The 20,175-nt window shown below is 47.0% G+C and carries 9 protein-coding genes, 1 tRNA gene and 3 rRNA genes; 10 read left to right on the top strand and 3 right to left on the bottom strand.

Annotated elements, in window-relative coordinates; genetic code table 11:
- Window positions 1-13: 13 nt before the first annotated feature.
- Together hisH and V1L52_RS09305 are read right to left on the bottom strand one after the other, a co-directional pair.
- Window positions 14-676 carry an imidazole glycerol phosphate synthase subunit HisH gene (gene hisH / locus V1L52_RS09310; RefSeq protein WP_428769027.1) on the bottom strand — a complete coding sequence of 221 codons (663 nt, stop codon included), beginning with the start codon at window positions 674-676 and terminating at the stop codon, window positions 14-16.
- A gap of 76 nt (window positions 677-752) precedes the next feature.
- Window positions 753-1,481, bottom strand: a complete 729-nt coding sequence (locus tag V1L52_RS09305) for a class I SAM-dependent methyltransferase (RefSeq protein ID WP_428769026.1) — start codon at window positions 1,479-1,481, stop codon at window positions 753-755.
- A gap of 113 nt (window positions 1,482-1,594) precedes the next feature.
- Here V1L52_RS09305 and V1L52_RS09300 point away from each other — a divergent pair, with 113 nt between their 5' ends.
- From V1L52_RS09300 to V1L52_RS09290, 3 genes are read left to right on the top strand one after another with little or no spacing between them, the layout of a single operon-like run.
- A complete protein-coding gene (locus tag V1L52_RS09300; protein ID WP_428769024.1) occupies window positions 1,595-2,371 on the top strand; it encodes an RluA family pseudouridine synthase in 777 nt (258 codons plus the stop codon).
- Window positions 2,372-2,405: 34 nt separating this feature from the next.
- Window positions 2,406-3,107 (top strand): DUF4912 domain-containing protein, encoded by a 702-nt coding sequence (locus V1L52_RS09295; RefSeq protein WP_428769022.1) that lies wholly within the window; start codon window positions 2,406-2,408, stop codon window positions 3,105-3,107.
- A gap of 3 nt (window positions 3,108-3,110) precedes the next feature.
- Window positions 3,111-4,697, top strand: coding sequence for a 1,4-alpha-glucan branching protein domain-containing protein (locus tag V1L52_RS09290; RefSeq protein WP_428769021.1), 1,587 nt, complete (start codon window positions 3,111-3,113; stop codon window positions 4,695-4,697).
- 10 nt (window positions 4,698-4,707) lie between these two features.
- Here V1L52_RS09290 and V1L52_RS09285 read toward each other — a convergent pair whose 3' ends face one another.
- The gene (locus tag V1L52_RS09285) at window positions 4,708-5,961 is read right to left on the bottom strand and encodes a UPF0164 family protein (RefSeq protein ID WP_428769019.1); all 1,254 of its coding nucleotides are present in this window, start codon (window positions 5,959-5,961) and stop codon (window positions 4,708-4,710) included.
- A gap of 157 nt (window positions 5,962-6,118) precedes the next feature.
- On the opposite strand from V1L52_RS09285, the gene V1L52_RS09280 reads away from it, so the two are divergent.
- The 7 genes from V1L52_RS09280 (at window position 6,119) to rrf (ending at window position 20,048) form a co-directional block, all read left to right on the top strand.
- On the top strand, window positions 6,119-9,193 hold the full coding sequence (locus V1L52_RS09280; protein ID WP_428769017.1) for a hypothetical protein: 3,075 nt from the start codon (window positions 6,119-6,121) through the stop codon (window positions 9,191-9,193).
- Window positions 9,190-14,172 carry a SpoIIE family protein phosphatase gene (locus tag V1L52_RS09275; protein ID WP_428769015.1) on the top strand — a complete coding sequence of 1,661 codons (4,983 nt, stop codon included), beginning with the start codon at window positions 9,190-9,192 and terminating at the stop codon, window positions 14,170-14,172. The genes V1L52_RS09280 and V1L52_RS09275 overlap by 4 nt, the downstream gene beginning before the upstream one ends.
- A 74-nt stretch (window positions 14,173-14,246) precedes the next feature.
- Entirely contained in the window at window positions 14,247-14,555 is a 309-nt protein-coding gene (locus tag V1L52_RS09270) for a hypothetical protein (RefSeq protein ID WP_428769013.1), read from the top strand.
- Window positions 14,556-14,909: 354 nt separating this feature from the next.
- Window positions 14,910-16,454 (top strand): 16S ribosomal RNA (locus tag V1L52_RS09265).
- Window positions 16,455-16,613: 159 nt separating this feature from the next.
- Window positions 16,614-16,687, top strand: a tRNA-Ile gene (locus V1L52_RS09260).
- Window positions 16,688-16,909: 222 nt separating this feature from the next.
- Window positions 16,910-19,879: ribosomal RNA gene (locus V1L52_RS09255) — 23S ribosomal RNA — on the top strand.
- Between the two features lie 60 nt (window positions 19,880-19,939).
- Window positions 19,940-20,048 (top strand): 5S ribosomal RNA (gene rrf, locus V1L52_RS09250).
- Together the 16S, 23S and 5S rRNA genes with 1 tRNA gene alongside form the textbook arrangement of a ribosomal RNA operon.
- Window positions 20,049-20,175 lie beyond the last annotated feature (127 nt).

The following is a 20,175-nucleotide window of genomic DNA, read 5'->3' as shown; positions in this document are numbered from 1 at the left end:
TGCTCCGTTTCGGTTATACCCTTAATTCGGCGAAATTTTGTAAAATCCGCAAGCCGGTGTTTCCCGATTTTTCGGGGTGGAATTGGCATGCGTAAATATTTTTTGCATGTACGGCCGCGGGAACGTGCATACCGTAATCGGTATAGGCGCATATTACCGACTCGTCATCGGGCTGAATGACATAGGAATGTACAAAGTACATATCGGAGTGTTCGGCTATGTTTTTAAACAGGGGACAGATATTTTCGGTATATGAAATATCGTTCCAACCCATGTGAGGAATCTTTAAATGTGTTTTGTGCGAATCCGCCTCATTTAACCGGGTTTTAAAAGCGGGAATGTTCATAAAATGTTTAATCGTACCGGCAAGCAGGCCCAGACAGGCCGTGTCGTCTTCTTCCGAATAGTCGAACAGAATCTGAGAACCGAGGCAAATACCCAAGAGGGGAATGCCTTCGCCGGCCCTGTCTTTTATAAACGAGTCGAAGCCGGTTTTTTTTATTTGCGCCATTGCATAGGCGGCATTTCCCACTCCGGGGAACATAATGCGGCAGACATTTTTTAAATCCTGAGGCTTGTCGGCAACGGTGTATTCGATTTTTAAAAAATCCAATGCATGCTTTACGCTTTGAATGTTGCCCGCCTTATAGTCGATAACTCCGATCATAATGCGCATTGTACTTTCCCTTGCGGTGAATGTCAATTATAGCGGTCGGCACGGATATAAAATAAAAACAAAATTCCGTATCGATTTATTTTTGCGCCGTATAAATCGTTGCAAATTCGCTTAAATCGCTTTTTGTTCCCGTATAATCGGAATAGGCGAGGATATTTTTAAAACCCGCATATTTCAAAAAGGCGCATATTTCGTTTTGCAGCAAGGGTAAAAGCTCGGTGCTGTCGGTTTGTGTTTTGTTGTTATGTTTGTCGGTAAATTCAATAATAAAATCGATTTTTTCTCCGGCCGGAAACTTATAGCTTCTTTTAAATACAAAATCTGAATTTTCTTTTACTTGGAAGCCGACCCTTTGTTCGCCAAGGATTTTATCGTAGTTTAATATTTGAAAAATAAAATAGCCGCCCGCTTTAAGACTCTTGTACACCGAAGAAAAAAAATCGGACACTTCATTTTTGCAGGGAAGATGCACGAGGGTATTGCCGAAGCATAAAACCCCGTCAAGATTTTTTTGATTGCTTACCGAGCGCATGTCCGCGGTTTTAAATACGGGTATTTTTTCGCCGGGCTGTGTTTTCCGCTCGCGTAAAGCTCTTTGGGCGCGTTTAATCATAGCGGTGTTTAAATCGACTCCGTACACTTCGTATCCGGCCTTAGACAATTCAAAGGCGAGTTCTCCGGTTGCACAGCCTGCATCGAAGATATGAGCCGGAGACTGTATCAGTTTTTGTATAAAATCGCTTTTTTCTTTTTCAAGGGGAAAAATCTTTTCGTAATTATCCGCAATTAAATCGTATATCTTCATAGCTTCAGTATACGACATTTGCAATAAAGTGTAAGGGGGCCTTTCGTTTTGTATCGTATAAAAGACAAGCCTTGACTTGTATCAACTGCCCTTATGCCGTATACTGGACTCCTATGCATTCCGTTCCGATTGTCTATGAAGACGACGATATTTGTATTATCAATAAACCTTCGGCTCTTGCCGTCCAGGGAGGCGTCGGCATTAACCGTGCCGTCGATACTCTTCTTTCGGAGCAGCTCGGTTCAAAAATTTATCTTGTACACCGTTTGGATAGGGATACGGCAGGACTTTTAATAACGGCAAAAAATCCGGCTGCGGCATCCCGATGGACAAAGCTTATTGCGTCTTCGGCCGTTCAAAAAGAATACTATGCCTTGTGTACGGGCGAGTTTTCCCGTCTTAAGGGCGGCATTACGGACCCGGTTGTGCATAAGGGGGTGTCCAAAACCGCCGGTACTTTTTTTTGTGTGGAAAAACAAAGCCGTATTGCCCTTGATGCCGAACAAAGCCCTTCGGCAAAAAAAGAGGCTTCGGCATCCGAAAGCGCACTTGCGCAAAGAAGCGCATCCCTGTGTTTTTCGCTGGTGCGGCTTCGTTTGGAAACGGGAAGAATGCATCAAATCAGAATTCACCTTGCAGGATGCGGAACGCCGATTGCAGGCGACGATAAATACGGGGACTTTAAATTAAACCGTTTTTTACGCAAAAGATTCGGTGTAAAAAAACTGCATTTGGCCGCCGTATGCCTGCATTTTTCGGAAAAATGTTTTACCTCTTGCCGGACGGGCGCAGGAGCTTTTCAAACGGCCGGAGGACCTCCGCTTAAGATCGAAATCCCTCTTCCCGGCTATATGAATAAAAGTCTTGAACTTTCGGGTTTCGCCCCTTGATAGAATCGATAAAAGTATATAACATTGGGAAACTATGGAGAGAGTAAACCTTACACGAGCGTATTTGGAAACCCTGTCTTCAGCCGATTTAAAAGACTTGGCGGATGAATACGGGATCGATATTCCCGAAAACCTTACCAGGCGCTTTGTTATTGCCGAGTTATTGGAGGCTTGCGAGGAAAATCCCGACGGAGCTCCTCTTGACCTTTGTGAAGGCGGTGCGAAAGATTCAAAGTCCTGTCACGGTTTGTATAAACCCTTCGGAAACGGCTCCGACCTTCCTTCTTCCTATAACGAAAATAAGATAAACGCCGTGCTGCGCAATCCCGCCTGGTGCTATGTGTATTGGGATATAAAAAAATCGGATTATGCCGACCTCATGGCTGATGAGTTTTTTACGCGTTTTATTTTGCGTATTTCGTATTTTCCGAATCCTGCGGAACAGTCCGTGTACGACGATTTTGATATTTCCGTAGAAAAGGATGACAGAGACCAGTATGTGCTTTTGTCCGCTTATGCGCGTATGGCGCGCTTTGCTCTTGTTGCCGAATTTGAAGGCGGCCGCTGTGCGGAATTGGCCCGTTCGGAGCTTTTGCGGATTCCCTGTAAACATCCCTACATAGGAAATCTTTTTTTACAAAGAGATTTTGCGCCGATTTTTACCTTATCGGGCTTGCCGGATTTGATTCGTTACCAATATAACGAACACCGCCAGTCTTTTTCAATGGATATGTAAGCTATGGCCGATGCAAATTCCAAAAAACGGATTGTTATAAACCTCGTTGCGCATCAGCCCTATACCCGCTGTCTTGAAGAGCGGATTCCGGGTATTTGGAGTGAAACCCTGTTTCCCGTTATTACCGCAACCTACATTCCCCTTTTAATGATGATGGAGCGCCTTAAAAAAGACGGGGTACCTTTTAAACTTTCACTGGTACTCAGTCCCACCCTCTGCGCTCTTTTGGATGATCCGCGTGTGCAGGAAGAGTATCTTTTGTGGCTCGAGCGCCTTATCGGTTTGGGGGAGCGCGAACTTGAACGCACAAAGGGAACGCCCCGTCTTTTTTCGTTGGCCAAACAATATATAGGCCGATTAAAACAAAAAAAAGATTTTTTTATGGATACCTGTTCCGGACTTTTACTTCCCAAATTTGCCGAATTTGCCCGCTGCGGCTATGTGGAACTTCTTGCAACTGCGGCAACCTTTTGTTTTTTACCGCATTACCGCAGCCTTAGCGAAGTTGTAGATTCTCAAATAGAGGCGGGACTTTTATCCCATCGTGCCTATTTTGATTCCCTGCCTGCAGGCTTTTGGCTTCCCCTGATGGGCTATGCGGAAGGACTTGAAAAAAATATACGAAAATACGGCCTCTTGTATACGGTGCTGGATTCGCACGGCTTTTTATTTTCGGACCCTTTGCCCCAAGGAGGTATCTTCGCTCCGGCCCGCTGTTCCAACGGTTTGGCCGTTTTCGGCCGCGACCCTGAAACCCCTGCCGATATTCTGAGTACCTTTGCCGTAAATCCGTTGTACCGTGACCAAAACAGAGATATAGGTTTTGAGCTGCCCGCGCCCGATTTGGACGCTTTTTTGGCCGGAGGCAAGGCCCGCCGCTTGACGGCTTTTAAATACTGGACTCAAAATAATGAAGATACGGTTTATGATTTTTCCGCCGCGGCAAAACAGGCGGCCGCCGATGCGGCTTCTTTTTTGGATGCAAAGGCAAAGCGTTTGAATGCGGCATCAGCGGAGCTTGACGGAAGGGACGTATGTTCGGTTTGTACTTTGGATGCACGGGAACTGGGCTTTAACTGGTATGAGGGAATCGATTGGCTTGAACAGGTGTTCAGACAGGCGGCCGTCCGCTGCGATATTGAATGTGCAGCCTTCAGGGAAATGCTTCAGCCCGGTGTGAGCCTTCAAAAAATACGCCCCTTTATGAGTGCGGCCGAGGGCTCCGGTTACGGCGAAACGCTCTTGGATAAGTCGAACGGGTGGATGTTAAAATACGCGTTTAAAGCCGCCGAGCGCATGGTGGACCTTGCGGGCCGTTTTTCATCCGACAGCGGATTAAAAGAACGCTGCCTCAATTTGGCCGCAAAGCAGCTTTTAGTCGCTCAAAGCTCCGATTGGCCGAGACTTTTGAATGCGGGTATCAATGCCGACTATGCCGAAAAGATATTTAAATCATCAATATTGGGATTTTCAACGGTATACGATTCTCTGGGGTCAAACTGCATAAGTACCGAATGGCTTACCCGCACCGAAAAGCACTTTCCGCTTTTTCCGTGGATTAATTACCGTATATTCGGCAAAAAAATATAAAAACCGATGTTTAATATAAGTTTTGAACGTTTTTAATTTTTTGCTGTAATTCAATGGCGTTTTGTGCCGCCCTTATACCTTTTTTTGCCGGGTCGAAAAGCGGCCATAGGGCCAAAACTTCGCTCCATTTTTCTATTGCAGGTTCCATTTCTCCGCCGGTATAATACTTTAAGCCTTCTTCATAGAGCTCGTATATGTGTGCCGTGTGTTTTTCGCGCCCCCTGTCTCCCAAGTGCATTTTTACGGCCAAGCTTATTTTATTCAGCGGGGCCAAGGATGAGGTAAGGTCAAGAGAATAAGCAACGTTAAAAAGCATTTGTTTCCACAGCACGGCCGAGCCTAAGCTGATTTTAGGATTCGCTCCTTTTAAAAGAATACCGCCCTGCAGGGCAAAAAAATCGGTTACAAAAAATTCCGCGCCCAAAGAACCGCTGAGCCGTTCCGACTTTGAAACCTCCTGCAGATTAAGAGGTTTTTGAAAATCAAGGGCAAGGGTTAAGGGTTTTATGATTTTATATACAATTCCTGCGGATACCGAGGCGGGCAGGGGGTCGTCTTTTGTTATTTTTTTGCCGAATCCGGTCCAGCCGCTTCCGATATTGCGGGCCGCAATCCCTATATGCAGATTCGGTTCCCGCGAAGCATAGTGCTTTGCGGCATTAAAACGCATCAATATGCCCGCATCCGCCATAAGGGCTATGCCGGACTGAGATAAGCCGCTTTTCGGGATTATAAGACCGTATATATTATCGCTGTAATCGGGTACGCTTCTGAATGACGATTTCAGGTTGCCTCCGAGCGCCAATCCTTTGAACGTATATCCTGCAAAAAAATTGTATGAAAGGTTCAGCATTGCGGTTGTTTCCGAATAATAGCCGACGGAAGCGCGCTCTCCGAAAATAGTGTATTCGGTAAAGGGAATGTAAAATGTTTTCAGGGCTCCGCCGTAACCGAGGTGTGAAGAGCGCTGTGTAAATATCAATGTATCGACTGCGGAATCGGCTATCCAAAAATTATGAAAAAAAGCCAATTCGGTTTGTTTGAGAAGGCTGCTTGCCGCCGGATTGTATTCGAAAAAGGCGGCATCATCTGTCATTGCGGTAAAGGCTCCTGCCATCGCCTCCGAACGGCCGCCTACGGGAATATGCAAAGAACGAAAAGAAGTCAATCCCGTATTGGGATCCTGTAAGCCTGAAAGTGTATGTATAAGGGATTCATGCAGGGAAAAACCCTGAGCATACAGGGCCGCCGTCAAGCTTGACATAAAGAGAAAGAGTATAAAAAAACGTTTTGTTTTTTGCATTCCCATCATAGTGATTATACTCTATTTTCGGTTTTTTTTCATTATTTTTTAATCGAAAAATACCGAACATAGTAACGAAACAGCATACTTTTTAATATTTTGCATATATGTTACACTGTTGTTAAGCTTCGGTGCGGGGGGTACCGTTATAAGAAAGTTTTTTGCCGCGCTTTTTATCCTTTTCTCTGTTTGCGGTTCGGCAAACCTTGTGTTTGCGCTCGGCCGAAGCGATAGAAGTCTATCCGATGCGGATCGGCTTATAGAGGATGGAAGGCTTAATCAAGCTTTAAAATATCTTGAAGCTTATGCGGCGGACAATCCCGGCGATTTTGACAAAGTGCAAAAGCGTGTTAACCGTATTTTTAAACTGCGTGCCGAATATAAAAACCTTGCGGAAGAATTGATTCGCACAATACAGGAAGAACCGCTAAACGATCAAAAAAAATTAGCCCTTATTTCCAAACTTGAAAATTATGAAAAAGAGCCGACCCCTGCCGAACAGGCCTTTATTCGGGAAACCAAATATGCAGCCCAATTTACCTATTACCGGGCAATGTTCGATATTATTATGGCCGACGGCGTTAAACTCAATGAACAGTCGCAGTTTGCCGCTGCGGTTAAGCGTCTTTCCGAAGGCTTTGTATTATATAAAAAAGAATTTTATGAAGATTTTGCCGGTACGGAGCTGCTCGACAAAGTGGACTCTTTCCTCGGCTCTCTGGACAGGGCCGTATCCGATTACACGGATATGCAAAGCGAGCTGGACTCCGTATTTAAAAAATTCAACGGCGCACTTTCAGCCTTTGATGTAAGGGCCTCTCTTGAAGCCTACGAAGAAGTCGAAGCCGTTTTGCAAAACTATGCACAAATACGCAATACCTGTGCGGAGGCCGGTTTGCAGTTCCGTCTCATATTTGATGAATTGCGCAAAAACAACCCTGAACTTACCGACGCTTCTTTTTTGCCCTTTGCATACCGCTTTTTACTCGGAAGGGAATCAAATCCCGCAACGGGTATTGTATGGGTGTTCGATACCCGATGGGACAGCCTCTGTTCCGAATCGCGCAGCCTCATAGGCTCTCTTATAGAAAAACTGAGCTCCGAAATTGCGGCCGGATTGCCGGACAGACATGCGTTGGAGGGGCCCGTTGCAGGCTCGCTTCCTTCAAGTCTTTTGCGCGATACCGCGGCTGTCGGCTCTATGGGTGCTTCCTTTATCGGCTTGTATGCGCTGTTGGAGCATCCCGGCCGTTCTATCTCCTCCGATTTTTACGATGCGTATAACACCGCGTTGAATTACAATAAGATTCTTGTTGCGGATACCCTTCGTTTATACGAAGAAACCGAAAGTTTTAATGCGGAAAAAGGCAATATCGAAAAACTCTCATCTCCTTCTATTCAGGGCTTAAGTACGAATCAGGGTCTTGTTTCCTACTCCAATTCGCTCATATCCTATTCCCAAAGAAAATTTAGCGGTGCACAGTCGGCACATGAGCGCGAAGTTTTTTTGCGCAATACGCACCGCGGATTACCGCTTGCATCGGGCGAAGCAGACGCTCCGAATATACCTTGGGAATCCTTGTATAAGGCTTTGGAAAAAGAACTGTCTCTTTTTGTATCGGAGCAAAAAGCCGAGGGAATTCGTGCATGGGAATCTTTAAGCGCCTTTGTTGCCCGTTCTTCGAATATACTTAAAGAGCGGTACGGCTCCTTATACGAGGAATACGGCATCCTGTTGAATGACGATAAAGAATCTTCCGCCCCCTCTTATCCGGATAAGGCCCTTGAATCTTTTACAAAGCTTAAAGCCGATTTAACTCAGGATTTGAGCGCTTTGGCAGTGCGTTTTTCATGGCTCGACGGTGCACCCGATATACCCGTTCGAAAAGAGCCCGGCTCGCCTTTGTTTGCCGAGTACTATGCGCGTATTGCCTCCGATACCGCTTTTTTAAAGTCCCTATCCTTGAGTATTGACGAGCGCAATAAAACGGCCCAAAAAAACATTTTGGCTGCCCGCCAGGCAAAAAACGAAGCCGATTTCAGATATGAGCAGGCACGTACGGCCTTGCAGCGCGAAAATTTTAACGCGAGCCGCGAAGCCCTGCAGTCGGCGCGCATTAAATACAACGAGTTTTTGCGCTATCAGGAAGATGCCGTTGTACGCCGGGAAACGGACGCCAAACTGGACGCGCTGGGCCTTGAAATCGTCCGTCTGGAAAACCGCAAAGTTGTTCAGGATGTCCGTTTGCTTATTACGGAAGCCCGCTCCCTGTATTATACCGGAGATTTTGAATTGGCCGAACGCCTTATTATACAGGCTGAAGGACGCTGGGCGGTAACCAATGTCGAGCCTAACGTCGAGGTTACAAACCTGAAAGTTATGATAGGAAACGCGCTTTCGATACGTACGGGGCGTTCGATTCCCGTTACCGACCCGCTGTATCCCGAAATGAGCCAAACTTTAAATGCCGCTTATCAGTATTTTGAGCAGGGAAGGGCTCTTTTGAAAAGCGGAAAACGGGCTGAAGGACTTGAAGTTTTAAATGCGGCCCGGGAAAAAATAAAGGATATTCAAGTGCTGTATCCGCTGAATCAGGAGGCAAACATTCTTACCCTGCGTACCGCCCAATTGGCCGATCCCGCAGGTTTCGGCGAGCTTTTCAGACAGCGTTATAACAATGCGCTCAGAGACTACCGCAATCTGGCAACGGTCAACAGGGCCTATGCCGACCTAAAAGACTTGTATGAAATCAATCCGTCTTATCCGGGCTTAAAAAAACGGATTTACGACATTGAAGTAGAGTTGGGCATTATCGTTCCGCCTCCGACACCTCAGCAGCTGGCCCGTTCAAAACAGCTTGTACGGGAAGCTGCCCGCCTTTTTGAATCTTCGTCGCGCAACGAATTGGCTTTAAACAGCGCTTTGACAAAACTCGACGAAGCCCTCTCTCTTAATCCGCAAAACACCGAGGCGACGGTTCTTATCGACCGTATAAAAACCGGTATGGGCGGCCAATCCCTGGTTGTATTAACCGCCGATAAAGAGTTATTATATCAGCAGGCGGTTCAGGAACTTGCAAAGGGTAATACGATTACGGCTGCCGCCCTTGTCGCGGATTTGTGGAAGGATCCGAAATTGCGCAATTCGGCAAAGGTTATCGATTTAAAAAGAAAGGTGGACTCTCTGCTGTGAAAATTATTGCAAAGCTTCGTAGATTGTATATTAAACCTCTCTTTATGTGTGCGGCTCTGTGTGCGCTTGTTCCGCTTTTTGCCAGGGAATTCTACTGGGAACAAGCCGTCCCCCTTACGCAGTCCGACAGCCGTTTTCCTGCCGCCGTTTTCAGCCCCGGTGCATCCGTTGTCATATGGCAGGAGGTGGAACAGCTTTCCGGCCAAAAAGGCAATATTTGGCTTTCGGCTCAAGTGCTGCCAGCCGGAAGCGAAGAGGGCTGGATAAGCCGCGAGCGTTTTGCCGGTCCCTTTCCTTTCAGCGGTGAAGTACCCGACTTGTTTTCGGCAGCCGTTACAACGGACGGGGCAATCAGCGTTTGCGTTCTCAGCGATCCTAAAACGATTTCGGTTTTTACGTCCTACGATTTCGGTAAAACGTTTTTTCAAACCGACCTGGTACAGGACGGTTCTTCCGCCGTTGCGCCGCGTATTTTTAAAAATGCCGGCGGCGGTTTTATTTTGTTTGCCACACAGGGTACAAATCAAAGTTTTTCATTAAAATACGCGCGTTCTTCCGACGGAATCGCCTGGTCGGCCTTTGAAGATTTTTCTTCGGCAAAAAATCTGAAAAATTCTTTTGTTCCCGATTTCATTGTGCTTCCCGGCGGCCGGGAAATTGTGGTTTTTCAATCCCTGTTTTTGGAGAATAACCGCCTTACCTATCAGCTGTATTCCGCCTATTCGGACGACAACGGAATGACATGGAGCGATGCGGCCCTGGTTACCGATACAAAGGCGGCCCGGGGTATGATTACGAATTATACGAATCAGCGGCCTTTTTTACACGAATACAAGGGGACTCTGTATTTGGCATGGGAACGTTCCCAAGCCGGTTCGACAAAGCCGGCCATTGTCGTAACCTCCTTATCGGAACAGGGCCTTATAAACGGCACTATAGAGCAGCTTTCACCGAAACAGATTGCCGCCTATCAGCCGGTTTTATTTACCTATAACGGCGAACTGTCCGCTCTATGGGTCGACACCAGGCGGGGCGTTGAAAACGTGTACCTTGCGGTAAAAAACAATCTCTTGTGGGATGAAAGCCGTGTTTCGCTTGCCGGATTGTATTCCGTATTCGGAACGCCGCTTGTAACCGATGACGGAAAAAATTTACATATTTTTTGGGAACAAAAAAGCAACAACAAATACCGGGTAACCCGTTTGTCCATAGACCGTTCGACCGAAAAGCCCCTTTTGCGCCCGCTTACATTTAAAAACGGGCAGCGCTCCGGAAACGGTAAAATCGGCGCACGCATTCAATTTCCGAGGGATTCTTCGGGTATAGCCGGCTATTCATGGATTTTAACGCGGAATGCGCAGGAAGAACCTCCTGAAGAATTTATGCGTTTTCCGAGTCAAAGCGATATTTCGGATTTTGTCGATACCGACGGTTTGTGGTATCTAAAAGCCAAAAGTGTGGATAATGCGGGTAACTGGTCTAAAAGCGCCGTTCTTACCTATTTCCGCGACACGACCGCTCCGCGCAAACCCGAAATTCGTGATGTTCAAACCGATGATGAAGGTTTTATGCAGTCAAATACCTTCAGCCTTTTTTGGGAAAAATCGCCCGAGCCGGATGAAGAAATTGCAGGTTATACCTATTCTTTGCAATACATAGGTTCCCTCTTCGATTATAAAAAAAATCCCGAGCGTTACACGGCTCAGTCATTGCGGGATTATAAAAGTTCCGTTCCTTCAAAAATTATAACCGACACGGGAAGCGCTTCATGGGTTAACCGGGATAACGGTATATACCTGTTTACGGTTGCCTCGATAGATACGGCGGGCAATATAGGTGAAAAGGCCCTTATGCCCCTTTTTTTGAATAAATACATTCCGTATACCGCCATATCGGCCGTGTATCCTCAAACCGATGTGTACGGTAAGGTGTCTTTGAGTATTTTCGGTAAGGGCTTCCGTACGGACGGACGTATTTCGGCCGTATATGTGGACAGGGACGGAAAAGCTCCCTACGATGCGGTCTTTGAATATGCGTCCGGCGGTTTTCAAGTGCTCTCGGATACTAAAATCGGCGGCATTACGTTTTCCGACTTGGAAAGCGGTGAGTACCGTATCGGCCTTTTACATCCGGAGCGCGGACTTTTTATGTCCGCCCCCTTGCTAAACATAAACGAATTCGGAACGGTAAAAACGGGTGATTATGCATACCGCTTTGTACCGCCGTGGAAAGAATACCGGTCGGCTTACCGCTACAGTTTTGAAATCGGCGATATTATATTATGGGCCGTATTTGTTCTGGCCGCCGCAGGACTGTTTTTTGTATCGCGGCATATGATGCTGACAATACGGGAATCCCTCAGTATTCAATATGAAGTACAGGCTCTTATTACAGGAGATATTATGATGTCTGAAAGAAAAAAGAAAGCATTTGAATTAAAACAGCGCGGTGTCAGTTTGAAATATAAGATGATTGTTTTTACATCCGCCCTGATTTTATTGCTTACCCTCTTTGTATCGGTTCCCCTTGGCTTTATCTTTGTGCGTACCCAGGAGAAAACCTTGGCGAAGGGACTGGAAGACCGTATCTCCGTTTTAACCGAAAGTCTTTCTTCCGGGGTAAAAAATTACCTGCCCGGTCAAAATATCCTTGAATTGGGTTTATTGTTAAATCAAATTCAATCCATGCCCGAAATACGGTATGCAACCGTTTTGGGATTAAAAGCGGACAATTCCAATACGAACCTTGATTACGTGTGGGCTTCAAACGACCCCGATATTGCGCAAAAAATAGATACGGAAAACCTTGTATTGGGCTCCTCCCGCTTTATTCATGAAGAAACGGCGGTCTTTGCCGAACGTATCCCTCTGTTGAATGAGGAGGCTGAAAAACAGGTGGGTAAGGTTAATGCCGATATTGTCGCTTTAACTTCGGAAGGTATAGCCCTTGCTCTTAAAACGGATGCCCGCTCCGTCGAAAGGCGTAATGAAATTCAGCAGGTTACCTCCCGTTTAACACAAACTTTGACACGCTCGTTAAACGAGGTATCCAAGGTCGGCGAAGGCTCTCTTCCCGAATTCAATAATGAGAGCTTGTCCCGCAATATAACCGAATATGTATTTTACAAACCCGTATTGTACCGCCGCGGTACCGATCGAAATTATGTGCGGGCGGTTATTTTACTGAAAGTCAGTACGGAAGACTTGATAAAAAATGTTAATAAAAGTACCGTGACCGTTATTTCGATAGCAGGCGGTATAGCCTTTGTCGCAGTCCTCATAGGTATTGCAGGCTCATTAATTCTTGCCTTGATTATTATAAAACCGCTGCGCCGCCTTGCATCCCATGTGGTGATGATACGCGACACCGGCGATAAAACCGAACTTGCCGGAAAAGATATTCCGGTAACCGCAGGAGATGAAATAGGGCTTTTAAGCGAAAACGTTAACGATATGACGCGCGCCCTTGTAGAAGCTGCCGTAAACGCAAACATGCTTCTCGGCGGTAAAGAAGTGCAGCGTGCCTTTTTGCCCCTTGATGAAGTTATCATCGGCGGTAAAAAAGTAAAGCAGTCGGTCGGCAGGCTCGATACCCCGCATGCACAGTTTTTCGGCTATTACGAAGGCGCCAAGGGGGTTTCCGGCGACTATTTCGATTACAAAAAACTCGACGAGCGCCATTTTGCCGTCATAAAGGTTGACGTGTCGGGTAAGGGGTCTCCTGCCGCTCTTATTATGGCCGAAGTTGCCGCCCTCTTTACGGATTATTTTAACGGCTGGTCAATCCGTAAAAACGGTACGGATTTGTCGCCGCTTGTATATAAGATAAACGACCACTTGGTAAACCGCAACCTGTTCGGAAAATTCGCGGCCTTTACATTGGCTATCTTCGATTCGGTTGCCGGCGATTTTTATTTTTGCAATGCGGGAGACAACCTTATTCATATTTATGACGCGTCCGAGCGGAAAAAAAAGGTAATTACATTAACGGCAACTCCGACTGCCGGAGCCTTTTCGTCCGATTTGGTAGAGATGAAAGGCGGTTATCCGATTGAAAAAGTGCATTTGGATTCCGGCGATATTCTCTTTTTATACACCGACGGTATTGAAGAAGCAAAACGCTTATACCGTGACGACGACGGCCGTGCGTTAAAGTTCCGCGATGAAACGGATGTGCGCGTTACAAAAGAAGAAGAAGACGGTTACCAAACGTATTTGAAGCTCTGTGCCGATTTACAGGAAAAGAGGCGTACGCAGGCTTTTTCGGCCTTTGAAGAAAAACTCGGCGAATCGCTGCGTTCTTTTTTGCGTGAAAAAGCTTCGGATATGTCCGATCCCAAAAAATATCTTGCCGATTTATATCATCCGCGAAGCCGCGTAAAAGAATACACGGCTTATGCAAAACAACAGGGAGAAAATCCCGAAAAGGCGAAGGTTTTTGCCGCCGTCAAAATGTATGACAAACTGAGTTTTTCGAAAGAGCTGGTTCGCTTTATAAAAAAACTGAACGACGACGTCTACAACTATATTGTGTACATGGGCCAAAAAGGTTCCAGCGTTGTTGACGGCGAAGAAATGTCTGCAGACCGCGTTCACGATATTATAGAAGCGGTTTTTCAGCGAAAAAGCTATGTACTTGAAAAACGTGCAAATCCGCGCAAATTTTTCAAAGACGAAAGTTTTGAATTCGATTTTTCCGATTGTGAGGGCAGTCCCGAAGACGGCGTAATGGCTCTGGTTGCCGTGGAAAAGATATTCCGCATGTATAAAACGCCTGAAGCGGACGATTACGATCACTCCGTTGTGGATAAAAAAATAGACGCCTTTTTGAAAAAACATTTTGTACAGTATCCCGTTTACTGCGGCAGTCAAGCCGAACATTTTCAAAGCGGTTTACGCGATGAATATATGTTTTATACCCGTATCAAAGAAGATGAACAATTTGACGATTTAACACTGGTCGGAATTAAGAAAAAGTAGTATAGTTAAAACGAGGGCGGGCTGTCCGGGACTTTTGACTCCGAGACGCCCGGCAATCCTTAAAGGAGCAAAGCATGAATGACTTTTTAGGTAAAATGAAAACCTTGGTTGATCAGGGAGTGGATGCTTCGCAAAAAGCTTTATCTAAGGCCGGATCCAAAATTCAGGAATTGGGCGATAAGGGAATTACAAAAATCGAACTTACCCGTCTTGAAAGCCAAAGTAAAAAATGCTTTGAACGTTTGGGGTTGATTGTATACGATAACCTGGCTTGCAAACAAAAGGCGAGTGTCGGTGTGAAAAATGCCGAAATTGCATCCGTTATAGCCGAAATTGAGCATTTAAAAGCGGAAATGGAAAGGCGTTCGCAAAATGTATCTTAAGAGTGTGATGCGTAAGAAAAAAAATCAAAAAAAAATGGAAAAAAAGCAAAAGAGTGCTTGACATAAAATATCGGAGTATGATATATTCAATCCACTCGCCGCTAAGGTACACACGATGCAGCGAGCCGCTTTGAAGTGCTGTGCGCATTTCAAAAAAGAGAAACTTGAAATAATCAGGGATGGAAAGAAAGAACGCAAGTATAGTTCAAACGTACAAGAGAAGGGGCGGCTGTACGGAAGGTACAGCGCAAAAGTTTCGATAGATGCTTTAAGGTATGTATCGGGACGGTTCCTGAAGAATAAAGCAGGGACGGACTTAAATGAAATCATTGGTCTTAATGACCTATGAATAAAATCATGGAGAGTTTGATCCTGGCTCAGAACGAACGCTGGCGGCGCGTCTTAAACATGCAAGTCGAACGGCAAGAGGAGAGCTTGCTCTTCTCCTAGAGTGGCGGACTGGTGAGTAACACGTGGGTGACATACCTTTTAGCTGGGGATAGCTGCTAGAAATAGTAGGTAATACCGAATGTGACCGCATTTATTAGAAGGATGCGAGGAAAGGAGCTAAGGCTTCGCTAAAAGAATGGCCCGCGGCCCATTAGCTGGTTGGTGAGGTAACGGCCCACCAAGGCAATGATGGGTATCCGGCCTGAGAGGGTGAACGGACACATTGGGACTGAGATACGGCCCAGACTTCTACGGGAGGCAGCAGTTAAGAATATTCCGCAATGGACGAAAGTCTGACGGAGCGACGCCGCGTGGATGAAGAATGCCGAAAGGTTGTAAAATCCTTTTAAGCCTGAGGAATAAGCAGAGGAGGGAATGCCTTTGCGGTGACTGTAGGGCTTGAATAAGCAACGGCTAATTACGTGCCAGCAGCCGCGGTAACACGTAAGTTGCGAGCGTTGTTCGGAATTATTGGGCGTAAAGGGCATGTAGGCGGATATGCAAGCTTGATGTGAAATACTGCAGCTTAACTGCGGAACTGCATTGAGAACTGCGTATCTTGAATTACTGAAGGGTAACCAGAATTCCACGTGTAGGGGTGAAATCTGTAGATATGTGGAAGAATACCAATGGCGAAGGCAGGTTACCGGCAGATAATTGACGCTGAGGTGCGAAAGTGCGGGGAGCGAACAGGATTAGATACCCTGGTAGTCCGCACCGTAAACGATGTACACTAGGTGTCCGGCGTTGAAGCTGGGTGCCAAAGCAAACGTGATAAGTGTACCGCCTGGGGAGTATGCCCGCAAGGGTGAAACTCAAAGGAATTGACGGGGGCCCGCACAAGCGGTGGAGCATGTGGTTTAATTCGATGGTACGCGAGGAACCTTACCTGGGTTTGACATAGTATCTGATGCCGTAGAGATACGGCAGCGTAGCAATACGAGGTACAACAGGTGCTGCATGGCTGTCGTCAGCTCGTGCCGTGAGGTGTTGGGTTAAGTCCCGCAACGAGCGCAACCCCTACTGCCAGTTACTAACAGGTAAAGCTGAGGACTCTGGCGGAACTGCCGGTGACAAACCGGAGGAAGGTGGGGATGACGTCAAGTCATCATGGCCCTTATGTCCAGGGCTACACACGTGCTACAATGGTAGGAACAAAGTGAGGCGAAGCTGCAAAGCGGAGCAAAACGCAAAAAAACTATCGTAGTCCGGATTGGAGTCTGAAACTCGACTCCATGAAGTTGGAATCGCTAGTAATCGCGCATCAGCACGGCGCGGTGAATACGTTCCCGGGCCTTGTACACACCGCCCGTCACACCATCCGAGTAGAGGGTACCCGAAGTCGGTAGTCTAACCGCAAGGAGGACGCCGCCGAAGGTATGTTTTGTAAGGAGGGTGAAGTCGTAACAAGGTAGTCGTACCGGAAGGTGCGGCTGGATCACCTCCTTTCTAAGAGAAAGGTCAAAAATGCTTCGCGTTTTTGACGGTCGATTTTCTTACGAAAATCGAGGTCATAGATGCGGATAAGCAGATAAGTGTTAGATGTACAACACGGGCTTCTTTTCTTGTGAACTGTATTGTTCTTTCTTTCCTCCCGTTTATTTATACGGGACTGTAGCTCAGTCGGTTAGAGCACTTCTCTGATAAGGAAGGGGTCATAAGTTCAACTCTTATCAGTCCCATAACGCTTCTTATTTGAGAAGTGTTTTAATGTGCCGAAGGTTTTGAAAAAGACGGACGGCAGAGTAAATTGACAGAAATAGGGAAGGGAAACGCACGTAAACGGAGACTTGAGTGCTTAAGAAGGGCCGGTTTGAAGAATGTCGAGTATTTTGAAGGTTTGACGGCCTGCTTGACGGGCATTTGTGTTGAAGAAGTTTACGGGAAAGCAAAAAAGATAATATGGTCAAGCGAATAGAGGTTTATGGCGGATGCCTGGGAGCTGTGAGGCGAAGAAGGCCGTGATAAGCTGCGAAAAGCCGGGGGGAGAAGCACATATTCAGTGATCCCCGGATAGCCGAATGGGGTAACCCGACAGGAGCGATTCTGTCATTACGTACCTGAATAAAATAGGGTAGTAAAGCCATACTGAGTGAAGTGAACCATCTAAGTAACTCGGGAAAAGAAATCAAGAAGAGGAGCGATCCTCCGGAGATTCCGAAAGTAGCGGCGAGCGAAATCGGAGGAGCCCAAACCGCTTAAAGCGGGGTTGTAGGGCCGCATGGGGATGACCCGAAGAGTTTTGAGAAAACATATATATAGCGGAAAGGTTTGGGAAAGCCTGACAGAGAGGGTGAAATCCCCGTACGCGACATGTATATGTCTCTTTGATGCGGTACCTGAGTACGGCGGGGCACGAGGAACCTTGCCGGAAGCAGGGTCGACCACGATCCAAGGCTAAATACTCCACAGCTACCGATAGTGCAACAGTACCGTGAGGGAAAGGCGAAAAGAACCCCGGTAAGGGGAGTGAAATAGAACCTGAAACCATAAACCGACAAGATGTTACAGCCCTATAAGGGTAGTAGCGTGCCTTTTGTAGAATGAGCCTGCGAGTTATCTTATGCAGCGAGGTTAAGGAATGGAAGTTCCGGAGCCGAAGGGAAACCGAGTCTTAATAGGGCGTGTTTAAGTTGCATGAGGTAGACCCGAAGCCAAGGTGATCTAGTCATGAGCAGGTTGAAGCAAGGGTAAAACCTTGTGGAGGACCGAACTATAATCTGTTAAAAAAGGTATGGATGACTTGTGACTCGGAGTGAAAGGCTAAACAAACCTGGAAATAGCTGGTTCTCCCCGAAATGCCTTTAGGGACAGCCTCATATAAATTTAGCGGAGGTAAAGCACTGGATGGACTAGGGGGCGTCACTGCCTACCAAACCCAATCAAACTCTGAATGCCGCTAAACAACATATGGGAGTGAGACTGCGTGCGACAAGGTTCGTAGTCGAAAGGGAAACAGCCCGGACCAACAACTAAGGTCCCGAAATACCGCTAAGTGTAAAATGAAGTTTGAATGCACAGACAGCCAGGAGGTTGGCTTAGAAGCAGCCATTCCTTAAAAGAGTGCGTAATAGCTCACTGGTCGAGCATGCAAGCGCAGATAATGTAACGGGGCTAAGCGGTATACCGAAGTTTTGGATCTAACGCGTTTAAGCGTTAGGTGGTAGGGGAGCATTCCATGGGCCGAAGAAGGTATACCCGTGAGGGGTACTGGAGGTAGTGGAAGAGAGAATGCAGGCATAAGTAACGCAAAGACGGGTGAGATCCCCGTCCGCCGAAAACCTAAGGTTTCCCGGGTAAAGGCAATCTGCCCGGGGTAAGTCGGCCCCTAAGGCCAGGACGAAAGTCGTAGTCGATGGGAAATCGGTTCATAATCCGATACCTTTATCAGTTTCGAGGGCAAGACGCATGAGGTGAAACCCGGCCGGAGAACGGTAGTTCCGGTCGAAGCAATAAGCTTTTGAGAACGATAGGCAAATCCGTCGTTTGAGGTAAGTTGTGACAGCGAGTGGAGAGAAAGTCGAAGCGAAGCGGGTGTAATCAGGGTGCCGGGAAATATTGTCTCAGGCTAGGCTGGTAAAGACCGTACCGTAAACCGACACAGGTAGGAAGGATGAGAAATCTAAGGCGCACGAGAGAACTCGCGTTAAGGAACTCGGCAAAATGCACACGTAACTTCGGAAGAAGTGTGGCCCGATTTGGTTAAAGAAGAGGGTGGCACAGAGCAGGCCCAGGCGACTGTTTATCAAAAACACAGCCATCTGCCAATCAGTAATGAAACGTATAGGTGGTGACACCTGCCCGGTGCCGGAAGGTTAAGAGGAGATGTCAAGGGAGCCCTGAAGCATTGAATTGAAGCCCCGGTAAACGGCGGCCGTAACTATAACGGTCCTAAGGTAGCGAAATTCCTTGTCGGGTAAGTTCCGACCCGCACGAATGGTGTAACGATTCTGGGCACTGTCTCAACGCGAGACTCGGTGAAATTTATATACCGGTAAAGAAGCCGGTTACCCACAGTTAGACGGAAAGACCCCGTGAACCTTCACCGTAACTTACTATTGGGATTTTATTTATCATGTGTAGAATAGGTGGGAGACTGTGAAGCGTGGTCGTTAGGCTGCGCGGAGTCGAAAGGTGAAATACCACTCTTGATGAATGAAATTTCTAACCCGTGCCGTGAAGCCGGTATGGGGACAATGGTAGGCAGGCGGTTTGACTGGGGCGGTCGCCTCCTAAAGAGTAACGGAGGTGCGCGAAGGTCGCCTCGCACCGGTTGGAAATCGGTGTATGAGTGTAAAGGCACAAGGCGGCTTGACTGCGAGACTGACAGGTCGAGCAGGTACGAAAGTAGGTCTTAGTGATCTGGCGGTAGCGAGTGGAAGCGCCGTCACTTAACGGATAAAAGGTACTCCGGGGATAACAGGCTGATCTTCCCCAAGAGTTCACATCGACGGGAAGGTTTGGCACCTCGATGTCGGCTCATCGCATCCTGGGGCTGGAGCAGGTCCCAAGGGTTTGGCTGTTCGCCAATTAAAGCGGTACGTGAGCTGGGTTCAGAACGTCGCGAGACAGTTCGGTCCCTATCTGCTGTGGGCGTTGGATGATTGAGAGGAGCTGCATTTAGTACGAGAGGACCGATGTGGACGAACCTCTGGTGTATCTGTTATTCTGCCAAGAGTAAGTGCAGAGTAGCTACGTTCGGAAGGGATAACCGCTGAAAGCATCTAAGCGGGAAGCCCACCTCAAGATAAATCATCCCTGAGGGTATAACCCTCCTAAAGACTCCGGAGACACTATCCGGTCGATAGGCTGCAGGTATAAGTACAGCAATGTATTCAGCCGAGCAGTACTAATCAGTCGTGAGGCTTGACCATATTATCTTTTTTGTTTGAAATGTAAGACGTTTCCCCCTTATTTTAACTTGGTATTTATTGCCCGGTGGCCATAGTGGAGAGGTAATACCCGTTCCCATCCCGAACACGGAAGTCAAGCTCTCTTACGCCGATGATACTGCATTCGCGGGAAAGTAGGTTGCTGCCGGGCTTTTTTTATGCCCTGAGGCGTACAGCGTGCGTCTCAGGGCATAAAATTAGTTCAAAGGAACCTATCACGTTTGCTTTGGTATTTGCAGAGTTCAAAACCGTTTCCTTGCAAACGTGCTAAGCACGCG

Source organism: Treponema sp. HNW (assembly GCF_050320395.1).
Taxonomy (GTDB): Bacteria; Spirochaetota; Spirochaetia; order Treponematales; family Treponemataceae; genus Treponema_C.
The sequence above is the reverse complement of the archived record's forward strand: the minus strand, read 5'-3'. Positions and strand labels throughout refer to the sequence as shown.

Coding starts and splice junctions, on each gene's coding strand:
- hisH (WP_428769027.1), bottom strand. CDS start 676: ATGCGCATTATGATCGGAGTTATCGACTATAAGGCGGGCAACATTCAA.
- V1L52_RS09305 (WP_428769026.1), bottom strand. CDS start 1,481: ATGAAGATATACGATTTAATTGCGGATAATTACGAAAAGATTTTTCCC.
- V1L52_RS09300 (WP_428769024.1), top strand. CDS start 1,595: ATGCATTCCGTTCCGATTGTCTATGAAGACGACGATATTTGTATTATC.
- V1L52_RS09295 (WP_428769022.1), top strand. CDS start 2,406: ATGGAGAGAGTAAACCTTACACGAGCGTATTTGGAAACCCTGTCTTCA.
- V1L52_RS09290 (WP_428769021.1), top strand. CDS start 3,111: ATGGCCGATGCAAATTCCAAAAAACGGATTGTTATAAACCTCGTTGCG.
- V1L52_RS09285 (WP_428769019.1), bottom strand. CDS start 5,961: ATGTCAAGCTTGACGGCGGCCCTGTATGCTCAGGGTTTTTCCCTGCAT.
- V1L52_RS09270 (WP_428769013.1), top strand. CDS start 14,247: ATGAATGACTTTTTAGGTAAAATGAAAACCTTGGTTGATCAGGGAGTG.